Here is a 25623-nt window from a genome sequence, read left to right as displayed (position 1 = left end):
TAACGTTGGATTGATGTCCCTTATACGCGCGCTCAGCAAGGAACTCGAAGCGCGCAGCGACAATTCGCTGCGGGCCTTGTTTGCCGCGCGGCCGGACCTCATCTCCCCCATGGCTCCCGACTTTGCAGCCCTTGCTGCGAGGGCGAGCGCGCGGGTCAGCGTGCAGCGGGCCCTGGAGCGGTTGAACAAGCCTGAGATGCAGGTCCTGGAAACACTTCATCTGTGCACCAATGCCGATACCGGCCACAGTATTTCGGCGGCCGGGCTGAAGAAGGTCATTGCCGGTTCCACTCTGTCAGCGCTGGACCCCATCCTCGCAAAGCTGCAGGAGTTGGCGCTGGTCCACAGGGCGGATCCGCCGGCGGGGTCGCCGGCAACCTCGTCCCGTCAGCGTTTTTACCTTCCCGTGGGCAGCCTTAAAGACGTCATCGGAATCTACCCGGCGGGCCTCGGCCGGAGCTACACCGAACTTGTGCGGCTTCAACCGGCGTTTACCCAGCGGGTAGTGCAATTGGTGGCCGAGCTCCATCACAGCGGTGCCGGCATCCACCCCGCCAGTACACCGATGGATGCAGCCCTCGCCCTTCAACGGTGGACGTCCACCCCGGAAAGTCTGCGCGCCATCCTCGCCACTGCGCCGGACCGGACAATGGGCCTGTTGGACAAGTTCGGCAGCTGGGCCATGGGTGCAGTACCTCAAGCTCAGCGTCGCGCCTCGGTCACCCACGAAAGTCACGACGTCGGGCCTATCGACTGGCTGTTGGCCCGCGGTTTGCTGGTCCCCTTGGATGCCGGCCATGTGGAGCTGCCCCACAGCGTGGGCCTTGCCCTGCGCGGGGGTGCGATCGTGGACGACTTCACGCTGACCCCTCCCGTTCCGGAACTCGGCCACACGAGTGCCGCCCTGCGACGCAACGCGGCCATGGGGGCCATCGCCGAAATACTGCGGCTGACAGCCGAGCTGTTGTTCGCCGTTCGGGAACAGCCCTTGGCTACCCTCCGGAGCGGTGGTGTGGGTGTGCGCGAGCTGCGGCGTTTGGCCGAATCCATCCGTTTGGGTGTCCACGAGTCAGCGGTGCTCCTTGAGTTGTGCGCCATGGCCGGGCTGCTCCGCTTGGATGTGGACAGTTCCACGTGGGTTCAACCGCCCTCGCTCGAATGGCTGAACCTGCCCCGTCAGGAACAATGGCTGTGGTTGGTCAATGCCTGGCTGGCCAGTGAGCGGGCACCATCGCTTGTAGGGCAGCCCCTCACCGGCCCGTCCTCATCGGCAGCTCATCAAGGCGCGGCCGGCACCACCATCAACGCGTTGTCCGCAGAGGCGCAACGGCCCGACGCCCCGGTGGTCCGTCGTCGGGTCCTGGAGATTTTGAATGAGCTCACAACCGAGGCGGCGGCCCCTGATGGCAAGGCGCCGGTTTTGGATGCGCGAGCTGTGCTGCAGCGGGCTGAGTGGGCCCAGCCGCGAATGTCCCGCCGGTTCAGTTCCTTGGTTCGGGGCATCCTTGAGGAAGCCTCACTTCTGGGCCTGATGGGATCCGGAGCGTTGACGCAGCTTGGTTCCGCCATGGCTGATGGCCAGCCGGAAAAGGCCATGACCATCCTGGGTGAGCACTTGCCGGCTGCCGTAAACCACATCCTCCTCCAGGCCGATCTCACGGCGGTGGCTCCCGGATACCTCGCCCCGGAACTGAGCGAAACGCTGCAGTTGATGGCCGACGCCGAGGGCCAGGGTCCGGCGTCGATCTACCGGTTCTCAGCCACGTCCGTCCGGAGGGCGCTCGACGCCGGCCAGGATGCGGAATCGCTGTTGGCGTTCCTCCGTGAACATTCGGCCACGGACGTGCCCCAACCTTTGGAGTACCTGATCCAGGACACCGCTTCCCGGCATGGCCGCCTCCGAATCGGAACGAGTGCCAGTTTCATCCAAAGCGACGATGAAACTGCCATTACCGATCTTCTTCTCGAGGCACGGACCTCGGCTTTGAGCTTGGTGCGCATCGCACCCACTGTCCTGACGTCCTCGGCCAGCCCGCGCGAAACTGCACGCGTCCTTCGCGAGCTGGGACTCTCGCCTGCAGTCCAGGAGGCCGAAACCGCCGTCGTGCGTTTCAAACGGACAACGGCCCTGCCCGGGAGCGCCCGACCGGTTTATACGGCGCCCCGAACGGCTCCGCCGGACGACGATGTGGAGGCCCAGCTTTCGGTCCTGCGGCAACACCGCGCAGTCCCGGCGGAAGCGACGGGCGAGGCGTCCACGCAGCTCGGCTTGGAGACCTTGCAGAAGGCCATTCGGCTCAAACAGGCAGTGACCATGAATGTGGTGGACAGCCTGGGGAATGCCAATACTGAAACCGTTGTTCCTGTATCCGTCTCCGGTGGTCGCGTCAGGGTGTTTGATCCTGCCAAGGACACCGAACGGGTGTTGTCCATCCACCGGATCATCGATGTGGAACCCGCAGGAGAAGTGAGGATTCAACAGTGACCGACGGTCCGCTGATCGTACAAAGTGACAAGACCATCCTCCTGGAAGTGGACCACGAGCTCGCCACCGAAGCCCGGCATGCAATCGCCGCCTTCGCCGAGTTGGAGCGCGCCCCGGAACACATGCACAGCTACCGGCTGACGCCGCTGGGTCTCTGGAACGCCCGGGCTGCAGGGCTGGATGCGGAGCAGGTGCTCGATACCCTCCTGAAGTACTCCCGTTTTCCTGTCCCGCACTCCCTGTTGATCGATATCGAAGAGACCATGTCCCGCTACGGCCGGCTGCGGCTTGAAAAGGACGCCCAGCACGGACTGGTGATGCGCACCGATGACTACCCGGTGCTGGAGGAAGTCATCCGTGCAAAGAAGATTGCTCCCCTGCTGGGGCCCAGGATCGACGGCGAAACCGTGGTGGTGCACTCTTCCCAGCGCGGACAGTTGAAGCAGCTGCTCCTCAAACTGGGCTGGCCCGCGGAGGACCTGGCCGGCTACGTTGACGGGCAACCGCACCTCATCATGCTGGACGAAAGCGGCTGGCAGCTGCGCCCTTATCAGAAGTTGGCCACGGAGAACTTCTGGGCCGGCGGCAGCGGCGTCGTCGTGCTTCCCTGCGGGGCGGGAAAGACGCTGGTAGGCGCGGCAGCGATGGCTACATCCTCCACCACCACGCTCATCCTGGTCACCAATACCGTCTCCGCCCGGCAGTGGAAGGACGAACTGCTCAGGAGGACATCACTGACCGAAGACGAAATCGGCGAATACTCCGGTGCAGTCAAGGAAGTCCGGCCGGTCACTATTGCCACCTACCAGGTCCTCACCACCAAGCGCGGTGGACTCTATCCGCACCTGGAACTCGTGGACGGGCACGACTGGGGACTCATTATCTATGACGAAGTCCACCTGCTGCCCGCCCCGATTTTCCGGATGACCGCCGACCTCCAGGCCCGGCGTCGGCTAGGCCTCACAGCAACGCTGGTGCGGGAGGACGGGCGCGAAGGCGAGGTCTTCAGCCTGATCGGTCCCAAGCGTTACGACGCACCATGGAAGGACATCGAGGCGCAGGGCTACATCGCGCCCGCCGACTGTGTTGAAGTCCGGGTAGACCTCCCCCGCGACGAACGGGTGGCCTATGCGATGGCCGACGATGCTGACAAATACCGGCTCTGCGCCACCTCGGAAACCAAAACCACACTGGTTGAAGAGCTCGTGGCAGTCCACAAGGGTGAACAGTTGCTGGTGATCGGCCAATACATTGACCAACTGGACGAGATCGCCGAGCGGTTGGACGCTCCCCTGATCAAGGGCGAAACCAGTGTCAAGGCACGGCAGAAACTCTTTGATGCCTTCCGCAAAGGTGAGATTCACACGTTGGTGGTGTCCAAGGTGGCCAACTTCTCCATCGACCTGCCTGAAGCGTCGGTCGCCATCCAGGTCTCAGGTTCCTTTGGCTCACGGCAGGAAGAGGCCCAGCGCTTGGGACGCCTCCTCCGCCCCAAGCAGGACGGCCGCGCAGCCCGTTTTTACTCCCTGGTGGCGCGGGACACACTGGACCAGGATTTCGCGGCGAAACGCCAAAGGTTCCTGGCCGAACAGGGCTACGCCTACCGGATCATGGACGCCAAAGACGTGGGCAAGGACGTTGGGCAGGAGCAGTAGGAAGCCCGCCGGAACTATATTCCTCAGGACTCTTGCTATTGATCTCCAACAACTTTACGATTCCTAGTGAAGCTCTCCGCCCTTAATGGTTGCCCCTGGTCCAGGCAGCCTGGCGGCCAGCCGTCGGCGGTGGGGGAAGCCCGCAGCCAGGGAGCCGATGGTTTGAAGGCCTTGAAGAATCTGTGAATTGATTACCAGAGGATTCCCCATGCGCAAAGCCCTCCTGGTCCTTTCCGCGATAGTCCTGCTGTCAGCACTCGCACAGCTGTTTTTCGCTGGATACTTCCACTTCCAAAACACCATCGAAGCCCAGCGTGAAGCGGGCGTCTACCATGCAGTCAACGGCCAATATGTGTTGCGGTATTCAGCGTTGCTGGCCGTGATCGTAGCGGCCCTTGCCAAGGTGGGTTCCCGTACCATCTGGTTGGCTGCAGGAATTTTCCTGCTGACCTGGCTTCAGCTGTTCATTTTCATCATCGGCGGCATGTTGACAGGTTCCTCACCGGAGTTCATTACTCCGGCGGGCTCCTGGGTGGTCGCCATCCACCCGATCGTTGGCGCGATGATGATTTTCATGTCCTATTGGTTGTTCAAGCGCGCCAGAGAGGCTGCCCTGAACCCGCAACCGCTGCCTCCCAGGGCCGCCTCTTCGGATGCTTCCACGTCGCCCAGCACAGCCTGAGCACCCGCAGCTGTGAACACCTCGCAGCTGCTGGCGGTAGATCTGCTGCTGTCCGTCCTTTCGGCCGGCGCGTGGATCGGCGCCGCGTGGATGACCGCGTCCCTGAGCGACAAGTCCCGCCGGAATGACGTGGCCTTGCTGCTATTGGGCATAGCCGTCGCAGTGACAGTGGGACGGTATGCATTGCTTCCCGCTTTGGTGGCGGGCAGTTGGTGGTTTGCCAGCGAACGCATCACCATCAACCTGCCTCTGACCGCCATCCCCGCGGCTTGGGCCGCAACGGCCGGTGTTCCGTTCTTGCTGAGGAGGCGGAACACCGGCCCCAAACCCCGCACCAGTGATCCAGGGCGTTCCAGTCGATCCCGCGAGTGGGCCGTCCCGGCCATGGTGGCAGCTGCCGCGTCAGCCATCGCGTCACTGGCGTTGACGTTTATCCTGGGTCCATTCCCGTCCCTGTGGAGCCTCGTCGTGGTGCTGTTGATGATGGCGGCATCTGTGGGGATCGCAAGGCTGGCACTGTTTCCGCGGACCGGTCAGGTCACGCCGCCGTCGGCCTCCCGCGTCGGCAGAAGGCCGACGGCGGCTGCCGCAGTGGCCGGGTTGATGATCTGTACGGCTTTGGGTTCGGGGGTCTTTGCCTGGCTTGGGAGCCGGTCGGCCGACGGCGCCACCATTACTGCCGCCGTCGGTCATCACGGCAGTAACGGAACCCCAGTGAAGGATCCGACGCCGGTGACCAGCCTTGTGGGAAATGTCTCCGCCGACGCCGTGGTCCGGCGCTACGAACTGACGGCACGGGTGGAACAGGTGACGCTGCCATCCGGGCAGACCAGAGAAGCCTGGACGTACGGCAGCCTGCCCGGTCCCGCCTTGGAGGCCAACGTGGGCGAAGTGATGGAGGTGGTGCTCAACAACCGCGACGTAGCTGCGGGCGTAACGCTGCACTGGCACGGGTACGACGTCCCCAACGCCATGGATGGGGTGGCCGGAGCAACCCAGGATGCCGTGATGCCCGGGAAGTCCATGACCTATCGCTTCACCGCCGCCCAAACAGGTACCTACTGGTACCACACCCACCAAGATTCCGCCGAGGGGGTCCGTAAGGGCCTCTACGGCACATTCGTCGTGCACCAGCCCACATCTGCCCGTGCTGATACGGACATTGTGGTGGCGGGGCACGACCTCAGCGGTCTGGGGTTGCTGGGCTCCTCAGACCGTGGCAGCGTGCACATCGCCACACCCGGCTCCACCGTGCGGGTACGGCTCATCAACACCGATTCCGTGCAGCAGCGGTACTTGATCCAGGGCACGGCCTTCAAAGCCGTGGCGGTTGACGGGACGGACGTCAACCGGCCCCAGGAAGTGACCGGCAAACTGCTCCGGCTTGGTGCAGGCGGCCGGGTGGACCTCGCCTTCACCATGCCCGCCTCGCCGGTAACGGTGCGTTTGGACGCCGCGGCCCGGGCGGCCGTGGTCATTGCGCCGCCTGGTTCAGCTGCCGCAGATTCCGGCGGAGCGAATCCGGAGACGGTACCGGCAGGTGTTTTTACCTCAACACCCGTGCTCGACCTGCTGGAGTATGGCAAACCCCTGGATGATTCAGAGCCCGTCCGCCCGATCACCCGGGAAGAGGTGATGGTGCTGGACCGGCAGTTCCGTTTTGTTGACGGAATTCCCCGCTACGCCTTCACCGTGAACGGGGCGGCGTATCCGCTGGTTCCCTCCATGGAAGTGGCAGAGGGCGATACCGTGAAGGTAACGGTGGTGAACCGGACCTCAGAACCACATCCGATGCACCCGCATGGCCACCATGTGAAGATTCTGAGCAGAAACGGCGTGGTCCCCAGCGGATCACCGCTCATCCTGGACACCGTGGATGTGATGCCGGGCGAGGTATGGGAACTGCTGCTTCACGCCGACAATCCCGGTATCTGGATGGACCACTGCCACAACCTGGACCATGCAGCCGAGGGGATGATGATGCTCCTGAAGTACCAGGGCGTGTCATCACCGTTCGTGCACGGCGGCCACTCTCACAACCGGCCTGAATAAATGGACTACCGGCATAAATGGACTGCCGGAGAAGCGTGAGACTCAGGCGACCATCCGACTGGTCACCTGGATCTTGACGTGGTCCACCACAGCCCAGGAGTCCTCATCGCGGAGTTGTGCGCTGGCGAACCGTTCGGCTGCGGTCAGGTTGTCAAAGTCCTCGCGCCGGATGCGGCCTGAATCGGTGTCCAGATATGTCACGTGGAACTCGACGTCACTGGTGCGGTTCTGGTGGATGCTTGCGGGAGCTGCTGTGTTTGCCATGGTTAAAGTGTGGAACGGGGCACTGACATTATGGGAAGCATCCGCAGGCGTGTTGGGATTTCAAGGATTTAGTGCTTCCTCAAATGCTCAGGGCTTCCTCAAATACAGCCCCGAAACCTGGCGGACCGTATCGCTGAGAACATCCAAGACGCTGGATGCGGTCTTCCATCGCTGCCAATACAGCGGTACGTCGAAGGGCCGGTCAGGGGCCAGCTCGATCAGCCGGCGGTCCGCGATTTCGGGTCCGCACTGAACTTCCGGGATCAGGCCCCAGCCGAGGCCCAAACGGATCGCGTCACCGAAGTCCTGGGAAGCCGGGACGTAGTGCCTGGGTCCTTTCCGCTCCGGGACCGGCTCGCCCTCGGCTGTGAACGCCGCCTGCACGAAGGCCCACTGATAGGTGTCCTTGCGGTCGAAGTCCACGGTGGTCGCCGCATTGAGCGTGGCCCCGCCCAAGTGCCTCACCGGGCGCTTGTCCAACCCCTCTTCCAGCCCCGGGAACCACCGTTCCACGAACTGCGGGGCTGCAACCGCGCGGTAGCGCATCACCCCAAGGCTCTCTACGCGGCACCCCTGGACAGGCTCGGGAGTTGCCGTCACGGCGGCCATGACTGTTCCGGAGCGAAGCAGCGACGTGGAGTGTTGCTCATCATCCCGGTGCAGGTCGAAGGTCACGCCGAGGTCCCCAGACACCTGGGCCAGCGCTTGCAGGAACCACACCGCCAGCGAATCCGCGTTGACCACAATCGGCACGGCCAGCTGCGCCCTGTCCGTACCCATCCCCAATTCCCGTCCGGCGTCCGCTTCCAGTTGCGCCACCTGCCTCGCCAAACGAAGCACCACCTCCCCTGCCTCGGTGGCTTGGGCCGGGTTGCTGCGTTGAAGCAGGACCCTCCCGGCCTGCTGCTCAAGCGCCTTCAGCCGTTGTGAGACCGCAGACGGCGTGATGTGGAGGAGGCGCGCAGCAGCATCCAGCGTGCCCTCGGAGAGAACCGTGGCAAAGGTGAGCAGCTGATCTGAAGGAAACTGAGGCATAAGAAGATCTTATGCAGCATGAAAATCTTTAGCTGGTCTAAATGTTCGCCTGACCATAATTTCGAAGGGTGAACTTTAACGATTTCTTCCAACCCGCCGGCCTAGGCTTGGCCACAGGACTTGCCCTCATCGTCGCTATCGGAGCCCAGAACGCTTTCGTCCTCCGGCAAGGAATCCGGGGCGAGCACATTGTGCCCATCGTGGCCGTCTGCGCCTTGTCCGACGCAGTGCTCATCGCGGCCGGCGTGCTTGGCACCGGTGCGCTCATAACGGCAGCCCCTGCCGCCGTCGTCGTTCTTCGCTACGTGGGAGCCGCATTCCTGGTGACGTACGGCATCATGGCGGCGCGGCGCGCCCTCCGACCGCAGTCGCTGACCACTAGTGGAGGACCAATCAATGACGGCGGCGCGAAGCGCGGTGTCGCTGCAGCCGTCACTACCGTCCTCGCCTTGACCTGGCTCAACCCGCACGTCTACCTGGACATAGCCCTCCTCGGTTCCATAGCCAGCGCCCAAGGAACCCAACTGCAGTGGTGGTTTGGTGCCGGCGCCATGCTGGGCAGCATCCTGTGGTTCTGCTCTTTGGGGTTCGGTGCGCGTTTCCTCCGAGGATTCTTTGCCCGGCCCCGGTCCTGGCGGTTCCTCGATGGCGGGATCGCCGTGACCATGGTGGCGTTGGGGGCGGGGTTGGCGCTTGGGGCCTGATAGGCAGCATCAGCCACGCAGGCGGCTCCCATGCGGCGTCCAGAAAACTCCCAGTTTCTGGGAGCATCATGGGTGTCATGAAAAAGAACGGTCCTGAAGCCAAGCTTCTCGTTGTCGACGACGAGCCAAACATCCGCGAGCTGCTGTCCACGTCGCTGCGATTTGCAGGCTTCGAGGTCGTTGCGGCCGCCAACGGTCGCGAAGCCCTCGCAGCGGCCGATCTCCACTCCCCGGACCTTGCAGTCCTCGATGTCATGCTGCCGGACATGGACGGATTCACCGTGACCCGGCGCCTCCGCGCTGCCGGTAAGCACTTCCCCGTACTCTTCCTCACCGCGAAGGACGACACCGAGGACAAAGTCACCGGCCTCACCGTCGGGGGCGACGATTACGTCACCAAGCCGTTCAGCCTCGACGAAGTGGTGGCGCGCATCCGCGCCGTCCTTCGCCGCACGCAACCCCTGGAGGACGACGACGCCGTAATCCGCGTGGACGATCTTGAACTCGACGACGACGCCCATGAGGTCCGCCGCGGTGGCACAGTGATCGAGCTGTCCCCCACCGAATTCAAGCTCCTGCGCTACCTCATGCTCAATCCCAACCGCGTGCTGTCCAAGGCCCAGATCCTTGACCACGTCTGGGAGTACGACTTCAACGGCGACGCCTCAATCGTGGAGTCCTACATCTCCTACCTGCGACGCAAAGTGGACATCGATCCCGATGCCGCAGCCCTGATCCAGACCAAGCGCGGCGTGGGCTACGTCCTGCGAACGGCAGAGAAGCGCTGACCCTTGCTGCAACGCTGGAAATCGGCGTCCCTGCGGTCGCAGCTCGTCGCCATCATCATGGGCCTGCTCCTGCTTGCCCTGGCGGCCACGGGCGCTGGAACGCTGACGCTCGTCAAGAGTTACCTGCAAGGCCAGGTGGACGACAAACTCAAAGCCGCCGTCGCCTTGGCCCAGGATCAGCAGTCCTTTGACAAGCTGGCCCAGCCCAACACCTCAACTCCTACGGACACCGCAGTACCCACGGACTACTCGCTGACGCTGTATGTACCCGGCCTGGAGCCGTACCCCTTCGGCGGCAGTCAGAAGGATCGTCCGGCAATCTCCAACATCACAGCGGCTGAGGCCAAACTCCGCGGCAACGCCCCCTTCCAAGTCAAGGGCACTACCGGTACCAACTGGCGCGTTGTGGCCGTCGGGGTCACCGCCAACGGCCAAAACGGCGTAGTGATCATCGGGCTACCGCTCACTCCTGTGGACAAAGTCATGGAGCACGCAGTCCTGGTGGTCGTTGGCGTTGGCCTTTTGACGCTGGTTTTGGCGTTCTTCATCGCTACCTGGACCGTGGCCCGGTCCTTCCGTCCGCTGGCCAAAGTGGAAAAGACGGCTGCGGCCATCGCGGCCGGTGATCTGTCCCGCCGCGTGGAAGTGGACAATCCTCACACCGAGGTTGGCCGGTTGGGCGGATCCCTCAATGCCATGCTTGCCCACATCGAGGCATCTTTTGCTGCCCGCGCAGCGTCCGAAGGGCGCATGCGGCGTTTCGCGGCCGACGCCTCCCATGAGCTGCGAACACCCTTGGTGACCATCCGCGGCTTCTCCGAGCTGTATCGTCACGGCGCCTTGGCCACCGAGGAGGACGTGGCCATGGCAATGGGCAGAATCGAAAGCGAAGCCAAGCGCATGGGCTCCATGGTGGAGGATCTGTTGATGCTCGCCCGGCTTGATGAGCAGCGGCCGCTTCAGCTCAAGCCCGTGGACCTGCAGCTTCTTGCACACGATGCCGTGGTTGATACCAAGGCCTCCTCAGGAGACCGGACCATCACCCTGACCGGACTCGACGCCGCCTCCCCCACCGCCGCGCCCGTCCAGGGCGACGAAGCCAAACTCCGGCAAGTCATAGGGAACCTGGTGGGAAATGCGCTGAGGTACACCCCCGAGGGCAGCCCCATAGAACTCGCTGTCGGTGTTCGCACCACACCTGCCGGCTCGGTTTCAGTCATTGAGATCCGCGATCACGGGCCGGGCATTCCGGAGGCCGAAACCAATAAGATCTTTGAGCGCTTCTACCGTGCGGACACCTCACGCACCCGGGAAACCGGAGGCAGCGGCCTTGGGCTTGCGATTGTTGCTGCGATTGTGGGCTCCCACGGCGGTTCGGTCCAGGTTGCCGAGACCGACGGCGGGGGTGCCACCCTGGTGGTCAGCCTCCCGTTCCACAAGGAATCGGCCGAGCTGTTGTCCACATAACGCGGTTGTCCACATAGCGACGAAGGCCTGTTCTGCGGGTGCGGGAGGCTGCTTAGGCTCGATGGTGTAGCCACCCATTCCCCGCAACACGCGGAACTTCTTCGTCGAAAGGCATCATCCATGAGCGTCATCTCAGTCGATACCGAATTGCTCCAGCTCAAGTCCGCCAACGTCAAAGGAACAGTGGATCGCATCAGTTCCGATGTTCTGGCCATGAGGCGCGGCTTGGAGGAACTCGAGGCCACCTGGCGGGGAACAGCTGCCACGAATTTCCAGGCGCTTATGGTGGAGTGGTCCCTGACCCAGAGCAAGGTTGAGGCCTCCCTGGCATCCATCACCATGGCCCTGTCCTCAGCCGCCACCACCTATTCGGAAGTGGAACAGGGCAACACCCAGCGCTTCAGCTACTAGCTGCCCTCGGCGATTCTTCCCCTCCCATGAACTCCTGCGGGGCTGGCTGTCTTCCCCCTGCACAGCCGCCTCGCAGGTCTGTACAGCCGCCTCGCAGGTCATGAGTACCGTCTCCAGGGCTCCCTCTCCGGGGATTTAGCCCTCGACAGTCCCCTGGTGGAACCGGAGCCGCCATTGGCCGCGGTCCAACAGCCATACGGAGCTGCGGAGCGCTGAGCCTGTGTGCGCGAAGCTGCGGTAATTCAGCAAGATGGTGTTCTCACTCAGCCGGTCAGCGCTGAGCAATTCCAGTTCGGTCGGTTCGCCGGGATCCTCTTCCAAGGCCATCATCATGGCGTCGCGCGTCCAGAACCTTCCCGAACTGCCGATCTCCGCGAAGTCCGGGTGGAGCAGCACACCGATCCTGCCAATGTCCGCCCTCACCTCCGGCCTGAGCAGTTCCCGCTCCAACGCCAAAACCGTGTCCTCTGCAGACAACTGCTGTGCAGAAGCATCATCTTCCAGCTCGCTGAAGAGATCTGCTTGGCCAAAGATGCCGGATTCACCGAAGAGCGTGGGCTCAAAATGAGGCCGGGGGCTGCGGTCGGCTTTAACGGGTGCAGAACCGGCTCTCGCGGCGGAGACACCGGCCCCGGTGCTGGCAGTGACAGGTTCAGAGACTGGCACATGAACAGTCTCTTGCTGAAACCTCACCTGCTCCTGTGCCTCGCCCTGCTCTGGTGCCTGGCCTTGCTCCTGGGCTCCGGGAAACCCGGGGCCGGCCCGGTGGGCTACGCCTTGCTGATAGGCCGTTGCAGCGGCCCGTGCTCGCTCGTCGGCGGCTTCGTTGAGGTCGTGACCAGCATGGCCCTTGACCCATTCGAAGGTGTACTTACGGCCAACGATCGCTTGGTCGATGTCTTTGAGAAGGTCCACGTTCAGCACGGGTTTGCCGTCGGCCTTTCGCCAGCCCTTCCGCTTCCATCCCGGCATCCACTTGGTGATGCAGTTGATGACGTACTGGCTATCGCAGAGGATCCGCAGCTCTTCTTGTGGCACGTGGGCCGTGGACCGGAACAGGTCCAGGACGGCCATCAATTCACCCTGGTTGTTGGTACCGTGCGGCCAACCTCCTGCTCGCCAGCAGGAGTCATCAACGTACCAGGCCCAACCGGCCGGCCCAGGATTACCGAGGGCAGACCCATCGGCGGCAGCAATAATCGTCATGGGGTTAATCCTGCCAGACCCCACCGACACTAAAACCGTGATATCACCCAACTAAGTAGCAGATGATGTCGTTCTGACCGCTCAAAACGACATCAACTGCTACCTACTTGGGTGCCGACGCCAAGAGTGCCGACGCAAAACGGCGGCCCCCACCAAAAGGTGAGGACCGCCGTCGTGATGCTGGTCTAGCTCAATGCTGTTCCAGCGGAAATGCTTGGCGCTGTATCGCTACAGCAGGGAGGCTTAGAAGCCGCCCATGCCGCCCATGTCGTCGCCGCCGGCAGCCGGAGCGTTCTTCTCGGGCTTGTCGGCAACTACAGCCTCGGTGGTCAGGAAGAGACCAGCGATGGAAGCAGCGTTCTGGAGAGCCGAGCGGGTGACCTTTACGGGGTCGTTGACGCCGGCAGCCAGAAGGTCTTCGTAGACGCCCGTGGCAGCGTTCAGGCCGTGGCCCGAAGGCAGGCCGCGAACCTTGTCCACCACAACGCCCGGCTCGAGGCCGGCGTTGAAGGCGATCTGCTTCAGGGGTGCGTCGATGGCAACCTTGACGATGTTGGCACCGGTTGCCTCGTCACCCTCAAGGGTGAGGTTGGCGAATGCCTTGGCGCCTGCCTGGATGAGGGCTACGCCACCACCGGCAACGATGCCTTCTTCAACAGCAGCCTTTGCGTTGCGGACTGCGTCCTCAATGCGGTGCTTGCGTTCCTTGAGCTCAACTTCGGTTGCGGCACCGGCCTTGATGACTGCAACGCCGCCGGCCAGCTTGGCCAGGCGTTCCTGCAGCTTCTCGCGGTCGTAGTCGGAGTCGGAGTTTTCGATCTCGGCGCGGATCTGGGCCACACGGCCTGCGATCTGCTCGGCGTCGCCGGCACCCTCAACAATGGTGGTCTCGTCCTTGGTGACAACAACCTTGCGGGCGGTGCCGAGGAGTTCCAAGCCAGCGTTTTCGAGCTTGAGGCCAACTTCTTCGGAGATGACCTGGCCGCCGGTGAGGATGGCGATGTCGGCCAGCTGCGCCTTGCGGCGGTCACCGAAGCCCGGAGCCTTGACGGCAACGGACTTGAAGGTGCCACGGATCTTGTTGACGATCAGGGTGGCCAGGGCCTCGCCCTCGATGTCTTCGGCGATGATCAGCAGCGGCTTGTTGGACTGCATGACCTTCTCCAGAACCGTGACGAGTTCCTTCACGTTGGAGATCTTGGAGTTGACGATCAGGATGTACGGATCTTCGAGGACCGTTTCCTGGCGCTCTGCGTCGGTGACGAAGTAAGCGGAGATGTAACCCTTGTCGAAGCGCATGCCTTCGGTGAGTTCGAGCTCCAGGCCGAAGGTGTTGGATTCCTCGACCGTGATGACGCCTTCCTTGCCCACCTTGTCCAGGGCTTCGGCGATGAGGCTGCCGATTTCCGGGTCGCCGGCGGAGATGGAAGCCGTAGCTGCGATCTCTTCCTTGGTCTCGATTTCCTTGGCGGAGGCGAGCAGTTCGCTGATGACTGCCTCAACAGCCTTCTCGATGCCGCGCTTGAGGGACAGCGGGTCGGCGCCGGCGGCAACGTTGCGCAGGCCTTCCTTCACCAGTGCCTGAGCAAGAACGGTTGCAGTGGTAGTACCGTCGCCAGCGACGTCATCCGTCTTCTTGGCAACTTCCTTGACCAGTTCTGCACCGATCTTCTCGTAAGGATCGTCCAGCTCGATCTCCTTGGCGATGGAAACACCATCGTTGGTGATCGTGGGGGCGCCCCACTTCTTTTCGAGGACGACGTTGCGTCCACGCGGGCCGAGGGTGACCTTGACGGCGTCTGCGAGGATGTTCAGGCCCCGCTCGAGGCCGCGGCGTGCCTCTTCATCAAATGCAATGATCTTGGCCATAACGGCGGTAGTCCTTTCGGGACAGTCGTTAAGAAGGTACCTGTCAGATGGGGTGCCCGCGACGGACGGTTCTTCGCTTGCGGCCTATGTATGCCCCGCGCTCCGAACCTCACCCCACCAAGGTGTTTCTTGATCCTCCGCGGATTCCCTACCCGTCCACCGCCGGGGTTAACCGGGCCGGACTTAGCAGTCGAACCGTAGGAGTGCTAAATCAATAATTAGCACTCGACCGGGGAGAGTGCAAGCAGAGATTCCACTTTGCGCTATAAACAAAGAGGTTTCAGCCGTGGGCTGACGGGAAGAGGCGTGGTGGCCGCGATCAATTAAGCGACGCGGACGCCTTCGGCTTGCGGACCCTTCTGGCCCTCCCCCAGTTCGAACTCGACGCGCTGGCCTTCTTCGAGGGCGCGGAAGCCATCCATCTGGATGGCTGACCAATGTACAAAGACGTCGTCGCCGGATTCATCCACAGTGATGAAGCCGTAGCCTTTTTCGGCGTTGAACCATTTGACGGTTCCCAAAGCCATGATGCCCACACTTTCGCAGTAGCCAAGACCGGTTGCCGGGATCTCCGTACCGGAATCAATCCACTGTAACCACTGTCACCATCACCGCGCTGCCGAGGAGGGGCAGAGCACCGCTTTTGTTATTGAGGCTTAACCGAGTTGGGGTCTTTGAGCTCCGCGTCGCGCCCGCGGTCTACTGGAAGCCGGGTCCGGCCACAACCACCAGCGGCTGTTGAACCTCAGGTGTTTCCACAATGTTCTGAATACCCAGCAAGGTTCCCAGCGCCTCGGCGTTCGCCTTTTGCGCGGGAGCGTTGTAGAAGATCACGGACGTCTGCTGCGGCAGTCCACCCCAGTTCCCTACCGTGCTCAACGCCCAACCGTCACCCTGGACGAGGCCCGCCACACGCCCGGCCAATCCAGCGGTTCCCGCACCGTTGTAAACAGCCACCGGAGTGGTCTTGTCCACAGCGGCCGCGGAAGGAGTGGCGGAAGGAGATTCCGACGGCGTCGTTTCAGTGGGTTCACTGCTGGGCTCGCTGGAAGCGGAGGGCGCATTGGATTCTGTCGGTGCAGCAGACGGTGCCGTAGATGTCTGCTGGGGCGCCGGCGTCGTAACGTTTGACGCAGCGCCCGGTGCTACCAGGCCAAGGTTCGGGAGGACCAGGAAGGCGACCAGTCCGAGCACCAAGGCCACTGCCCCCACTGTCAGGATCGGCCACAAAGCGGGGCGCGGGGTGTCCTGGGCGTCGCGGTGAACGCCCTGGCGGGACGTGCTCTGCGGAACCTGATCGAATTCGTCCTTGGCATATTTGGTCATGGTGAAGCGGTGTCCTTGCTGGTTGCTGCTGACTGATCAGCCGGGCGATTTACGCGTCGGACCCCAGGCGACGTGCAGTCCTCGCACGCTGGCGTGACGTACGTAGTCTACGCAGTCTCTTGACGAGCATGGGATCGTGGGCCAACGCGTCCTCGGTATCGATCAGCGCGTTCAAGATCTGATAGTAGTGGGTGGCGGAGAGGTCGAACAGCTCTCGAATAGCCTGTTCCTTAGCTCCGGCGTACTTCCACCACTGCCGCTCCAGCGCCAACATCTGCTGGTCCCGCTCGCTCAAGGGAGAGTCGCTGCGGGTCTCGGCTGCGAGGTCCTCGAGCGCGAAACCTGTGGCCTGCGACGCCATCGGTTCCGGTGCTGGTTCTGCCACGGCACACTCCTTCGACGCTTGGTGGGGGTAAATGCCTACCCCCATGTTACGGGCGAATAACAACGCTGTCATTCGCAGGGCCGGCACTGCGCGGGAGACAATGGCGTGGTGACTGGCGAGGATGCACTCTTTGATCTTGAACCTGCCGACGCGGCCGACCCAGGCTTCGCCGCGCTGTGTGAGCTGCCGCTCGATGAGCTGATGGCTCCGGACTGGGCGGACGCCTTGCGCCCGGTGGAAACCCACCTCCGTGAGACTTTGAGCTACGTGTCCGGGCGGTCCTCCAGCGGGGCGCAGGTTCTTCCTGCAGCCAGTAACCTGCTGCGGGCCTTCAGGCAGCCACTGGCCGACGTCAAGGTCTTGATCCTCGGCCAGGATCCCTACCCAACTCCCGGCCACGCGATCGGACTTTCTTTCGCCGTTTCCAGCCCGACGCGCCCCATTCCACGAAGCCTCGCCAATATCTACCGCGAACTTCACGACGACCTCGGCCTGCCACCCCGGGTGCACGGCGACCTCAGCGCCTGGACCGAACGGGGCGTCCTGCTCCTGAACCGCGTCCTCAGCGTCGAAGCAGGAAATGCCGGCTCTCACCGCGGCAAGGGATGGGAAGCCATCACGACGGCGGCCGTCACCGCCGTCGCCAACCGTACGGACGGTGCGGGCCGGAAGAGTCCACTGGTGGCGATCCTGTGGGGCAAGGATGCCGAGAGCGTCACGCCGCTGCTGGACGGGGCGCCGTCCATCGTCTCGGTCCATCCGAGTCCGCTCTCCGCATCACGAGGGTTTTTCGGCTCAAAGCCCTTTAGCCGGGCCAACGAATTGCTGGAGGACCTAGGAGCTGAGCCCATCAACTGGGAGCTGCCGGTACTGTAACCACCACTGCCCTGTAACCTTCGCCTCATACCCAGCGGGCGCGCAGGTAATTAGCTTAGGCTTGCCTACATGACTGCACTCCCCGTCACTTCGTCCGCCTCACGCAAAACCCGTCCGCAGGTCAACCTGACCGTCCTGCGCAACGAACGCCTCTCACCGCACATGGTGCGAATCGTCGCCGGCGGACCTGGCTTCAGCGATTACGCGAACAACGAATACGTGGACCGCTACGTCAAAATCGTCTTTCCGCAACCGGGCGTCGAGTACGAACTCCCGCTGGATCTGTGGGTCATCCGCGACACCATGCCCCGCGAGCAGTGGCCACACACCCGGACCTACACCATCCGCTGGGTGGACCTCGAAGCGCAAGAACTGGCCATCGACTTTGTGGTCCACGGCGACGAAGGGCTGGCAGGCCCCTGGGCTGCCGCCGCGAAGCCCGGCGACTCCATGATTTTCACGGGTCCGGGCGGTGCCTACAACCCCGCACCGGATGCCGACTGGTACTTGTTCGCCGGCGACGACGCCGCCATACCCGCCATCGCGGCCTGTGTTGAGGCTCTTGCTCCAGATGCCCGCGGCACTGTCTTCCTCGAGGTGGATAACGAGGCCGACATTCTTCCGATTTCCGCGCCGGCCGGCGTGGAATTGCACTGGCTGCTCCGCAAAGGGGTTCAAGCCGGGTCCAGTGACCTGCTTCTGGAGGCACTCAGGAACACGCCATGGCTGCCCGGACGCGTCGATGTCTTCGCCCACGGCGAGCGGGGCTACATGAAGGGTCTCCGTGAGATCTTCTTCGTGCAGCGCGGTCTGGAGCGTTCTCAGGTATCGCTCTCCGGATACTGGGCGCAGGGTCGCGTGGAGGAAGTCTTCCAAGCCGAGAAGAAGCTCCCTGTCGGTAAGATCTAGCCTCAGTTCTTAAAGCCGAACGGCGCCGCCTCAAGGCAGCGCCGTTCGGCTTTTGTGGTTAACGCCTGCGTACCCGGCGCCGTTCATTGCTGGACAGCCCCTTCGTGAGCGGCCTTGCCAGGTTGTCGCCCAGCACAATGCCCGCCGCCACTCCCAGCACAATGGCGCCGGCGTTGAGCATGCCTCCCGCACCGAGCAGGATGTTGCCCCCTTCAACCGTGAGGGCGTACATGGAACGGAAGATCGTCAGGCCTGGGAGCAGGATCAGTGCGGCGGGAACAGCCACCACAAGCTGCGGTGCCCCCAGCTTGAGCGCCACCACACGGCCCAACAAGCCGATCACCACTGCAGCGACAGCCGGCGACAACCGGTCGCCGAGGCCGGCTTCGCCAACCCCCCACAAGACGAAGAAGCCCACAATGCCCACTGCCGCCGTCGGGACCAGCAGCCGCATTTGAGTCTGTTCGGTGACTCCGATGGCCACCACCGCAACAGCGATGAGGAACGCTTGGACCCACAAGGGGTAAGCGTCGGGGAAGGTCTGTGTGACGTCCAGGACGGCGCTGCCCATCAGCGTTCCCACGACGACGGCAACGCCGATCCCCGCCACGATGGCACCGAAGGTGAGCAGGGTGGAAAGGAACCGGCCCGCCGCCGTTACCGGGAAGCCGTTGATGGCGTCTTGGACGGACGAGACGAGACGGCCTGTGGGGAGCAGCAGCAGAATGCCTCCCGCCACCACAATGGATGGCGCAATTTCCACCCCGGCCCAGCGAAGCATCAGCGCAATGAATGTGACCAGGAACGCGCACGCCATGGTGTTGAAGAAGTCGGCGGTCCGCCATCTGGCAAGCTGACGGGAGAGCAGGCTGATCAGGATGTTTGAACCAAAAGCCACCGCAGACGCACCGATGCCACCGCCCAGGACGCCCACGAATACTGCGGCGAAGATGCCGAAGGCGATAGTGACCATCCACCGGGGGAAGGGCTTGGCGCTACGGATAATCTCGTTCAACCTGCGCACGGCTTCGTCGCGGCCCACTCCACCGGCCACGATGTCCGTGACCAGCTGATGCACCTGGGCAAGGCCGGCGTAGTTGTTGGTCCAAGAGCGCACCACACGCAGCAGCGTGATGGGAGTTTGATCCTTCGGCGCGTAGTTGATGGCCACCGACTGGTTGGTGATGTCCACTTCAACGTTCTTCAGGCCAAGGGCTGCTGTGACCGCAATCATGCTGGTTTCAACCTCAAGGGCGCCTGCACCGTAGCGGAACATGACTTCAGCCAAATGCAGGGCGAAGTCAATGGTCTTGCGAGCCGAGGCGTCCACACCCACCACTTGAATGGTGGGGTTGGCGTAGGGACTTCCGGCCAACCGGTCCACGATGTTCATGGGTGCGGTGGGCGGGCTGTCACCTTGAACCAGACGCATCAGCATGCGTTTGGCATTGACGTTCTGCCGGACCTGGGATGGCCGCAACGGCTGGGTTTTGGGCAGCCCATCGGTGTGGGGCCTGTTGGCGGACCCGTCGGGGCGTTCAGTCACGCGGTGATCCTCCCTTGGCTTGTGTGATTAGCGGTTCCTCCGAAATTTTCCTACTACGGGCAATTTCTCAAGGGGCAATCGTCCCAGAACTGTCTGGGCGGTCCCTGCGAGCTTCCTGACCGCTCGGTAGCCATGGAAGACCAGCGGGTTTACCGGGGCCACGAAATCACCCACCAGCTGCACTACCTCGCCGCCGAAGCCCTTCTTGAATTCGTAGCCACCGTGGCCGGTTTCATCCTGGCCTTGGATACCGAAGGTGCCGTAGAAGTTGTAGCGCGAGTATCCGTTGTTCAAGGCGTGCAGCATCATGCCCCAGTAAAGGGAGGTGGCGCCGTTGAAGTAGATGTAGTCCTGGACGGTCCCGCCGATGACGCACACCAGTTCGTCTCCGGAGCATGCAAAGTGAATGGCTGCAACGGTGGCGACGCCCACAGAATCCGGGAAACGTTCAATGTCCTTGAGGCTGCGCTCGTAACTGTCCACGAGGTCCTGGACCACTTTGACGCGGTTGGCTTTCTTCTTGCTGCCGGTCTCCTCCACCTCGCGCTTCAGATCCGCCAGGGTTTTGGACTCGGCATCCAAGCGCTCCGTGATGGAGGCCCGGTACTCAGGGATGTTGATCTTGGCCATCATGAGCTTGGTGAACTCATCGGAGGTGTTCCGCAGAAGTTGCTCGTAGTACTCGCGTTCGCGGTACGTGAAGCCCTTCTCATCTCCGGCAGTGCTGAGCGCGTTGTAGAAGTCATCCAGCGTTTCCAGGGTGGCCTGTTCGAGGTAGACGCCGTTCTTCTCAGCTTTACGGATGGCCTTGCGGGTGCGGTAGTTCATCCCCATGATGAGCTCTTCGGAATCGGCGATACCGTCGAGCTGCTTGATGAACATCCAGTTGATGTTGGCGAAGTTCATGTCGAAGCCCTGGTGCGTGAAGCCCAGGCCTTCGAACTCTTTCAGCAACGGACGGTTGTCCTCAACCTCGGGGTGCTCGGCGCCTTCTTCGTCCCGCGCGATGTACCGGATGTTGGGCGAGATGCGCAGTTCGGCGGCCTTCTTCGAGGCCGCATGCTTCTTTAACTGCTCGACGACGAAGCTCACCACCGAGGGGTCGCTGTAGTCCATCAGTGGTCCCTTGGCGCAGTCGGCGGTTTTGTACCCGATGCGGTTGGACGTGTAGACGAGCTTTCCCGCAGCAATGAGGCTGCCGTTTTGCATCACACCAAAGAGCTCGACTTCCTGTCCCCGTGCACGCTGGAAGCGTGTGAGATCGAGGGACTGGATAAAGCTGCCCTGCGGGTGTCCCTTGGCGAATGTCTCGAAATCAGCGTCACTGAGAATCACGAATTCCATGTCGGTTCCAGCCTCAATCGGAGTCAAAGAAATTACCTCACCTAAAAGTAGATTGCACCCGTTGGTGGCCGGGGCGGGCCTGAAGTTGTGTTGCTGGCTGCAAGTGGGACCTCAGTAGAACTGGCCGCCGGTGCGCATGGTTTCGAGTCGACGGAAGATGCGCTCCGCGCCCTTGAGCCACAGTTTGTGGCGGACGGGTCCCAGGACGTGGTCGTAACAGCCGACGAAGTCCGTGACGGTCTTGGTAAAGCTCGTCTTGAACGAACCCAGTCCATAGAGCGGGTGGGTCTTGTCCTTGATCCTTGCAGCGGGCGGTGTTCCGCAGAAGTCGTATTCCACGCACCCCAATTCCTGCATACGCTGGATGGCCGCCCATTGGACCAGATGGGAGTCGCCGTACTGCTTACGGTTCTGGGTGGACCCGCCGTCCTTGTACGTGGCTTTGGAGCCGTAGTTGATGACGAAAGCACCAACGCTGGGCGCGCCGTCCTCGTAGACAAAGAAGAAATGGCCCTGTCCGCGGCTGCAGAATTCTTCCCAGAACTTGGAGTAGTACTCGTAGTTTCGCAGGGGCATGGCCCCCTTGGCGTTCATGGTGTTCTGCATGAGCGTGTAGAGCTTGCGGTAGCTGTCCTCGCCCGGCTCTGCCTGCCTTACCTCGCAGCCTTCACGCTCGGCCCTGCGGACGGCGTTGCGGGCACGGGAAGAAATGCTGCGCAGGACTTCATTGGCCGGCGCCGATATGTCCAGCAACGCCGTGGAATCGTTGGACTGGATGTTGGGAGCCTTGACCAGGCCGGCGGCTTGGAGTTCCGCTGTTGCTTCAGCCGACTCAACAATGTCTGGCTCGATTTTGATGCTGAAGACGTTCATTTTCTTCTCGCGAGCCAGCGCGGCGACTGCCGTGAGGGCAGGCTGAATATCGCTGACATCTGCGACGTCAGGCCCCTTGATCAGGTACCAGAGCCGACCCATCACAGGGAACTTCTTCTCCAGGAGCAGGTTGTAGCTGGAGTACTCCTGAGTCTCGACGACGAGCCGCCGGACCAGCCAGCCGTTTCCGTCTTTGACTGCCGCGTAGGCATCCGACTGCAGCATGTTGCCGCCATTCGGATTCGCCGTGACGTGCTTGTCCCAGTTATCGATTTCCTCGGCGGTGGCAAAGCGGGCGGTAAATTCTCGCAAGGTGGCCGTGTCCAATCTCAGGGTTTTGGTGCAGTGTTCAAAAGCGTAGTGCGCATGCGGACATGCAGCCCCAAGTCTATCGGGGTATGTGGATATCGCCCGATTCCGCTGATTTACCAAGGGATTAGAGCCTGATCTGGTCTGCGCTCTCCAGCCTGATGGCTTTGGTTTCCATTCCGGATTCCCGCTGGCCCTTCACAAGACGATCCGCGTTGATGAGCCGGCTGAGGCTGAGCCCGGTGAGGTCTGCGATCTGCCCGATGGGTACTTGGAATGTCCGGAACGGCCCCAGCGGCGGTGGCTCACCTTCAAGGAGTCGCTGGCCGATCGCCTTTTTCAGCTCCACTTTGCCCAGCATGGGCGATTGGTCCAGCACAAAGCCGACAGCGGCCAGCTTGGCGTCGTTGGTCCATGCCGCGATCTTCCAGAACTTCCGAGGAATCTGAACTCCCCTATACACAGGATCGTCATCGACGAACACCGGCCCAGTGAACACGCTGAGCTTCGCGTCATGGGCGTCTGCATGGCCCAGAACGTGATCTTCCAGCCCCACCCACAACTCCTTGCCCTGATTGAAGTCATCAATCTGTGGTGCCGCGTTGGTATAGCTAAAGGTGTCCTGGTTGGCTTTCTTCGCCGTTGCTGCATCGCCCCACACCGGATCCAGGCGCCGGACCAAGTGACCGCGATCAAACGCATTGTTCTTGTACAGATCCGGGCCGGCTTGCTGTTCCCGGGGGATTCTGTCATCCACATGCCATGAACCCTCGCGGGCCAGGGGCACCAGTTCCTTGCCGTTGATGTTGACCCCCACAATCGCCGCGAGCTTCCGGGTAACCCGGAAGCGCACAGAGAAGTGGGTGTAGTCCAAGAGAATGGTGGTTGCCTGCGGACTGGGCAGTTCAAGCCGTGTCCGCAAAAAGTCCCTGCTGTATCCCCCGCTCATGGACACAGCATGACATCAGGGGCTGACAGTAATGGGGCGCCGGGCCCTTCGCTGCTCAAGAAGTGCCACCACAACGGCCGCCACTGGGCCGATGACAGGGACAGCAAACGCCAGCAGCGCCAATGCGAACCGAACGCCCGGTGAGAAGGACTTAGTGCGAAGTACCAGGATCACGGCGGCTACCAACAGAAGGATTGACACTGCCCCGGCGCCCAATACGGCAGTTTCCCACAGCGTAGGGACAATCGGATTCGGTTGGTTTTCCATACGGTCCCCCAGAGGCAGTTGTGAAGTCACAGCCTACAGAATCAGCATTCGACGACGTTGACGGCGAGGCCGCCCATCGCGGTTTCCTTGTACTTAGTGGACATGTCCTTGCCCGTCTCCCGCATCGTCACGATCACCTCGTCCAGGGAGACCCGGTGCGTCCCATCGCCCCACAACGCCATCTTCGCCGCGTTAATGGCCTTCGCCGCCGCGATCGCGTTCCGCTCAATACACGGAATCTGCACCAACCCCCCGATCGGATCACACGTCAACCCCAGATTATGCTCCATCGCGATCTCCGCAGCGTTCTCCACCTGACCCGGCGTACCACCCATCACCTCCGCCAAACCAGCAGCAGCCATCGACGACGCCGAACCCACCTCACCCTGACACCCCACCTCAGCACCCGAAATGGACGCCTGCTCCTTATACAAAACCCCCACCGCACCAGCAGCGAGCAAGAACTTCACCACCACATCATCCCGATCCGCCTGGGTGGCCTGATCCATCCCCGGAGCGTAGTTCAACGCGTAATACAACACCGCCGGAATAATGCCCGCCGCACCATTAGTCGGCGCCGTCACCACCCGACCACCAGTGGCGTTCTCCTCATTGACCGCCAACGCGATCAAATTCACCCACTCCTGCCAATACTTCGGATCATTCCGGTCCTTGTCCTCCTTCAGGAGCCGCTCCAACCAATCCGGTGCACGACGACGAACCCTCAAACCACCCGGCAACACACCTTCACGCTTCAACGACGTCTCAACACAGGCCTCCATCACAGCCCAAATATGCAACAGACCCGCACGGATCTCCTCCTCAGACCGGGACGCCCGCTCGTTGATGAACATGATGTCGCTGAAACCCAAACCCTTGGACGCGCACCGGCCCAACAACTCCGCCGCCGTCCTAAACGGCAAGGGCAACTCCTTCTTCGACTCCTCAAGATCCTCCAGGGCCGCGTCCTCCTCACCCTCCCGGACAATGAACCCACCACCGACCGAAAAGAACGTCGCCTCCCGCAGCACCTTCCCCTCCGCGTCAGAGACAGCAAACTTCATCCCATTCGTATGCCGCGGCAACACAGTCAACGGATGCAGAACCATGTCTTCCACCGCATACGGCAACTCCGCACCCTCACCCGAAGCACCAGCCAGGTTCAGCACTCCAGTCTCCGCGATCGCCGCGAGCCGCTCCTCCACCTCCTCAGGCAGGATCAACTCAGGGTGGTACCCCTCCAAGCCCAGCAGCACAGCAGTGAAGGTCCCATGCCCCTTGCCCGTCGCAGCCAACGACCCATACAAATCAACACGCAACGATGCCACCGAACCCAGGACACCAGCGTCCTTCAGCTCACCAGCAAACACCGCCCCAGCACGCATCGGCCCCACAGTATGAGAACTCGACGGGCCAATACCCACAGAAAACAGATCGAAAACGCCAACAGCCATGGTCGGGATTCCTTAACAAAGCTTGAAAACGGTCCGGCAGATGGTCCTACCGGAGGGCCGTCCCCGCTTGTGGCGGAAAACGACCGAAGCACGACGCCGGATGGCCCCCAAAGGCGGCAACCCGGCGTCGCAATACTATTCAGTTCAACAATCCCACGCTACGCCACAGTGTGCGTGCTTGGGTGGCCCGATGGAACGGACGCCATTCCCCGATTCGGGGATTCCCTGCCGAACATGCCGTGCGCACGGCACATCCCGCAGCGAACCCCCGAAATGGACTCGGGCGCAGGCAGTTAGGAGAGGTCTCCGCCATTCTTGGAGGCGTACTCCTCGGCCGAGAGCAGCGGGCCCTCGGACTCAGCGGCGACCTTGAACAACCAGCCGGCACCGTAGGGATCGTTGTTGATCAGGGCGGGGTCGGAAACAACGGCGTCGTTGATCTCCGTGACCTCGCCAGTAACCGGCGAGTACAGGTCCGAAACGGACTTGGTGGACTCAACTTCGCCGCAGGTCTCGCCCGCAGTCACAGAGGAACCTACCTCGGGCAGGTCAACGTACACAATGTCACCCAGTGCGTCGGTGGCAACTTCGGAGATACCAACGGACACGGAGTTCCCGTCTCCGCGTGAAACCCACTCGTGCTCGTCGGAGTACTGAAGTTCGGGCGCTACTTTGGGCATTCTGATTCCTTACTATGGTTGGTCAAAACTATGGGTGGGATGGTGGGGCACCGAATTCCTCCGCGTGCTGCTCCTTCGTCGCTTTGA

24 protein-coding genes are annotated in these 25623 nt (G+C 62.2%); 10 read left to right on the top strand and 14 right to left on the bottom strand.

Features of this window, described 5'->3' with window-relative positions:
* Positions 1-13: 13 nt before the first annotated feature.
* The 4 genes from AR689_RS12580 to AR689_RS12565 all read left to right on the top strand — a co-directional run bounded on the left by AR689_RS12580 (position 14) and on the right by AR689_RS12565 (position 6874).
* Positions 14-2485 (top strand): helicase-associated domain-containing protein, encoded by a 2472-nt coding sequence (locus AR689_RS12580; protein WP_062070618.1) that lies wholly within the window; start codon positions 14-16, stop codon positions 2483-2485.
* A complete protein-coding gene (locus AR689_RS12575) occupies positions 2482-4140 on the top strand; it encodes a DNA repair helicase XPB (protein ID WP_062070616.1) in 1659 nt (552 codons plus the stop codon). Before AR689_RS12580 ends, AR689_RS12575 begins: the two co-directional genes overlap by 4 nt.
* 208 nt (positions 4141-4348) lie before the next feature.
* Positions 4349-4822, top strand: a complete 474-nt coding sequence (locus AR689_RS12570; protein WP_062070614.1) for a hypothetical protein — start codon at positions 4349-4351, stop codon at positions 4820-4822.
* 12 nt (positions 4823-4834) lie between these two features.
* A complete protein-coding gene (locus tag AR689_RS12565) occupies positions 4835-6874 on the top strand; it encodes a multicopper oxidase family protein (protein ID WP_062070612.1) in 2040 nt (679 codons plus the stop codon).
* Between the two features lie 42 nt (positions 6875-6916).
* On the opposite strand, the gene AR689_RS12560 is transcribed toward AR689_RS12565, so the two are convergent.
* Positions 6917-7138 (bottom strand): hypothetical protein, encoded by a 222-nt coding sequence (locus AR689_RS12560; protein ID WP_062070610.1) that lies wholly within the window; start codon positions 7136-7138, stop codon positions 6917-6919.
* An 87-nt stretch (positions 7139-7225) separates the two neighbouring features.
* Positions 7226-8173: a LysR family transcriptional regulator ArgP gene (locus tag AR689_RS12555; RefSeq protein WP_062070608.1), complete on the bottom strand. Its 948-nt coding sequence runs from the start codon at positions 8171-8173 to the stop codon at positions 7226-7228.
* Positions 8174-8241: 68 nt separating this feature from the next.
* On the opposite strand from AR689_RS12555, the gene AR689_RS12550 reads away from it, so the two are divergent.
* The 4 genes from AR689_RS12550 to AR689_RS12535 all read left to right on the top strand — a co-directional run bounded on the left by AR689_RS12550 (position 8242) and on the right by AR689_RS12535 (position 11543).
* Complete coding sequence (locus AR689_RS12550) at positions 8242-8877, top strand: LysE/ArgO family amino acid transporter (protein ID WP_062070606.1); 636 nt, start codon at positions 8242-8244, stop codon at positions 8875-8877.
* A gap of 77 nt (positions 8878-8954) precedes the next feature.
* Positions 8955-9665 carry a response regulator transcription factor gene (locus AR689_RS12545; RefSeq protein ID WP_024819794.1) on the top strand — a complete coding sequence of 237 codons (711 nt, stop codon included), beginning with the start codon at positions 8955-8957 and terminating at the stop codon, positions 9663-9665.
* 3 nt (positions 9666-9668) lie between these two features.
* Entirely contained in the window at positions 9669-11132 is a 1464-nt protein-coding gene (locus tag AR689_RS12540; RefSeq protein WP_062070604.1) for a sensor histidine kinase, read from the top strand.
* 120 nt (positions 11133-11252) lie between these two features.
* The gene (locus AR689_RS12535; RefSeq protein WP_062070602.1) at positions 11253-11543 is read left to right on the top strand and encodes a WXG100 family type VII secretion target; all 291 of its coding nucleotides are present in this window, start codon (positions 11253-11255) and stop codon (positions 11541-11543) included.
* A gap of 135 nt (positions 11544-11678) precedes the next feature.
* Here AR689_RS12535 and AR689_RS12530 read toward each other — a convergent pair whose 3' ends face one another.
* The 5 genes from AR689_RS12530 to AR689_RS12510 all read right to left on the bottom strand — a co-directional run bounded on the left by AR689_RS12530 (position 11679) and on the right by AR689_RS12510 (position 16329).
* Positions 11679-12749 (bottom strand): ribonuclease HI family protein, encoded by a 1071-nt coding sequence (locus AR689_RS12530; protein ID WP_062070600.1) that lies wholly within the window; start codon positions 12747-12749, stop codon positions 11679-11681.
* 243 nt (positions 12750-12992) lie between these two features.
* Positions 12993-14618 (bottom strand): chaperonin GroEL, encoded by a 1626-nt coding sequence (groL, locus tag AR689_RS12525; RefSeq protein ID WP_062070598.1) that lies wholly within the window; start codon positions 14616-14618, stop codon positions 12993-12995.
* A gap of 323 nt (positions 14619-14941) precedes the next feature.
* Positions 14942-15145 (bottom strand): cold-shock protein, encoded by a 204-nt coding sequence (locus tag AR689_RS12520; RefSeq protein WP_011773737.1) that lies wholly within the window; start codon positions 15143-15145, stop codon positions 14942-14944.
* Positions 15146-15317: 172 nt separating this feature from the next.
* On the bottom strand, positions 15318-15944 hold the full coding sequence (locus AR689_RS12515; RefSeq protein WP_062070596.1) for a LytR C-terminal domain-containing protein: 627 nt from the start codon (positions 15942-15944) through the stop codon (positions 15318-15320).
* A 49-nt stretch (positions 15945-15993) separates the two neighbouring features.
* Positions 15994-16329 carry a DUF3263 domain-containing protein gene (locus tag AR689_RS12510; protein WP_024819788.1) on the bottom strand — a complete coding sequence of 112 codons (336 nt, stop codon included), beginning with the start codon at positions 16327-16329 and terminating at the stop codon, positions 15994-15996.
* A 105-nt stretch (positions 16330-16434) separates the two neighbouring features.
* Between AR689_RS12510 and AR689_RS12505 the strand changes: the two genes are divergently transcribed.
* Together AR689_RS12505 and AR689_RS12500 are read left to right on the top strand one after the other, a co-directional pair.
* A complete protein-coding gene (locus tag AR689_RS12505; protein ID WP_062070595.1) occupies positions 16435-17205 on the top strand; it encodes a uracil-DNA glycosylase in 771 nt (256 codons plus the stop codon).
* A 69-nt stretch (positions 17206-17274) separates the two neighbouring features.
* Positions 17275-18114: a siderophore-interacting protein gene (locus AR689_RS12500; protein ID WP_062070593.1), complete on the top strand. Its 840-nt coding sequence runs from the start codon at positions 17275-17277 to the stop codon at positions 18112-18114.
* Between the two features lie 58 nt (positions 18115-18172).
* Here the strand turns inward: AR689_RS12500 and AR689_RS12495 are convergent, their stop codons facing one another.
* The 7 genes from AR689_RS12495 to gcvH all read right to left on the bottom strand — a co-directional run bounded on the left by AR689_RS12495 (position 18173) and on the right by gcvH (position 25536).
* Complete coding sequence (locus AR689_RS12495) at positions 18173-19660, bottom strand: threonine/serine exporter family protein (protein ID WP_062070591.1); 1488 nt, start codon at positions 19658-19660, stop codon at positions 18173-18175.
* A 27-nt stretch (positions 19661-19687) separates the two neighbouring features.
* Positions 19688-21004: a peptidoglycan bridge formation glycyltransferase FemA/FemB family protein gene (locus AR689_RS12490; RefSeq protein WP_062070589.1), complete on the bottom strand. Its 1317-nt coding sequence runs from the start codon at positions 21002-21004 to the stop codon at positions 19688-19690.
* 111 nt (positions 21005-21115) lie between these two features.
* Positions 21116-22204, bottom strand: coding sequence for a lipid II:glycine glycyltransferase FemX (locus tag AR689_RS12485; protein WP_082697949.1), 1089 nt, complete (start codon positions 22202-22204; stop codon positions 21116-21118).
* Positions 22205-22313: 109 nt separating this feature from the next.
* Positions 22314-23135, bottom strand: coding sequence for a DNA/RNA non-specific endonuclease (locus AR689_RS12480; protein ID WP_062073772.1), 822 nt, complete (start codon positions 23133-23135; stop codon positions 22314-22316).
* A 15-nt stretch (positions 23136-23150) separates the two neighbouring features.
* Positions 23151-23402 carry a hypothetical protein gene (locus AR689_RS12475; RefSeq protein WP_062070587.1) on the bottom strand — a complete coding sequence of 84 codons (252 nt, stop codon included), beginning with the start codon at positions 23400-23402 and terminating at the stop codon, positions 23151-23153.
* 41 nt (positions 23403-23443) lie between these two features.
* Positions 23444-24856, bottom strand: coding sequence for an L-serine ammonia-lyase (locus AR689_RS12470; protein WP_062070585.1), 1413 nt, complete (start codon positions 24854-24856; stop codon positions 23444-23446).
* Positions 24857-25149: 293 nt separating this feature from the next.
* Positions 25150-25536: a glycine cleavage system protein GcvH gene (gcvH, locus tag AR689_RS12465; RefSeq protein ID WP_024819780.1), complete on the bottom strand. Its 387-nt coding sequence runs from the start codon at positions 25534-25536 to the stop codon at positions 25150-25152.
* Positions 25537-25623: the final 87 nt, after the last annotated feature.

Source organism: Arthrobacter sp. EpRS71 (genome assembly GCF_001512285.1).
Classification (GTDB): domain Bacteria; phylum Actinomycetota; class Actinomycetes; order Actinomycetales; family Micrococcaceae; genus Arthrobacter.
Note: the sequence above shows the minus strand (reverse complement) of the source record. Positions and strands in the feature narration are given on the sequence as shown.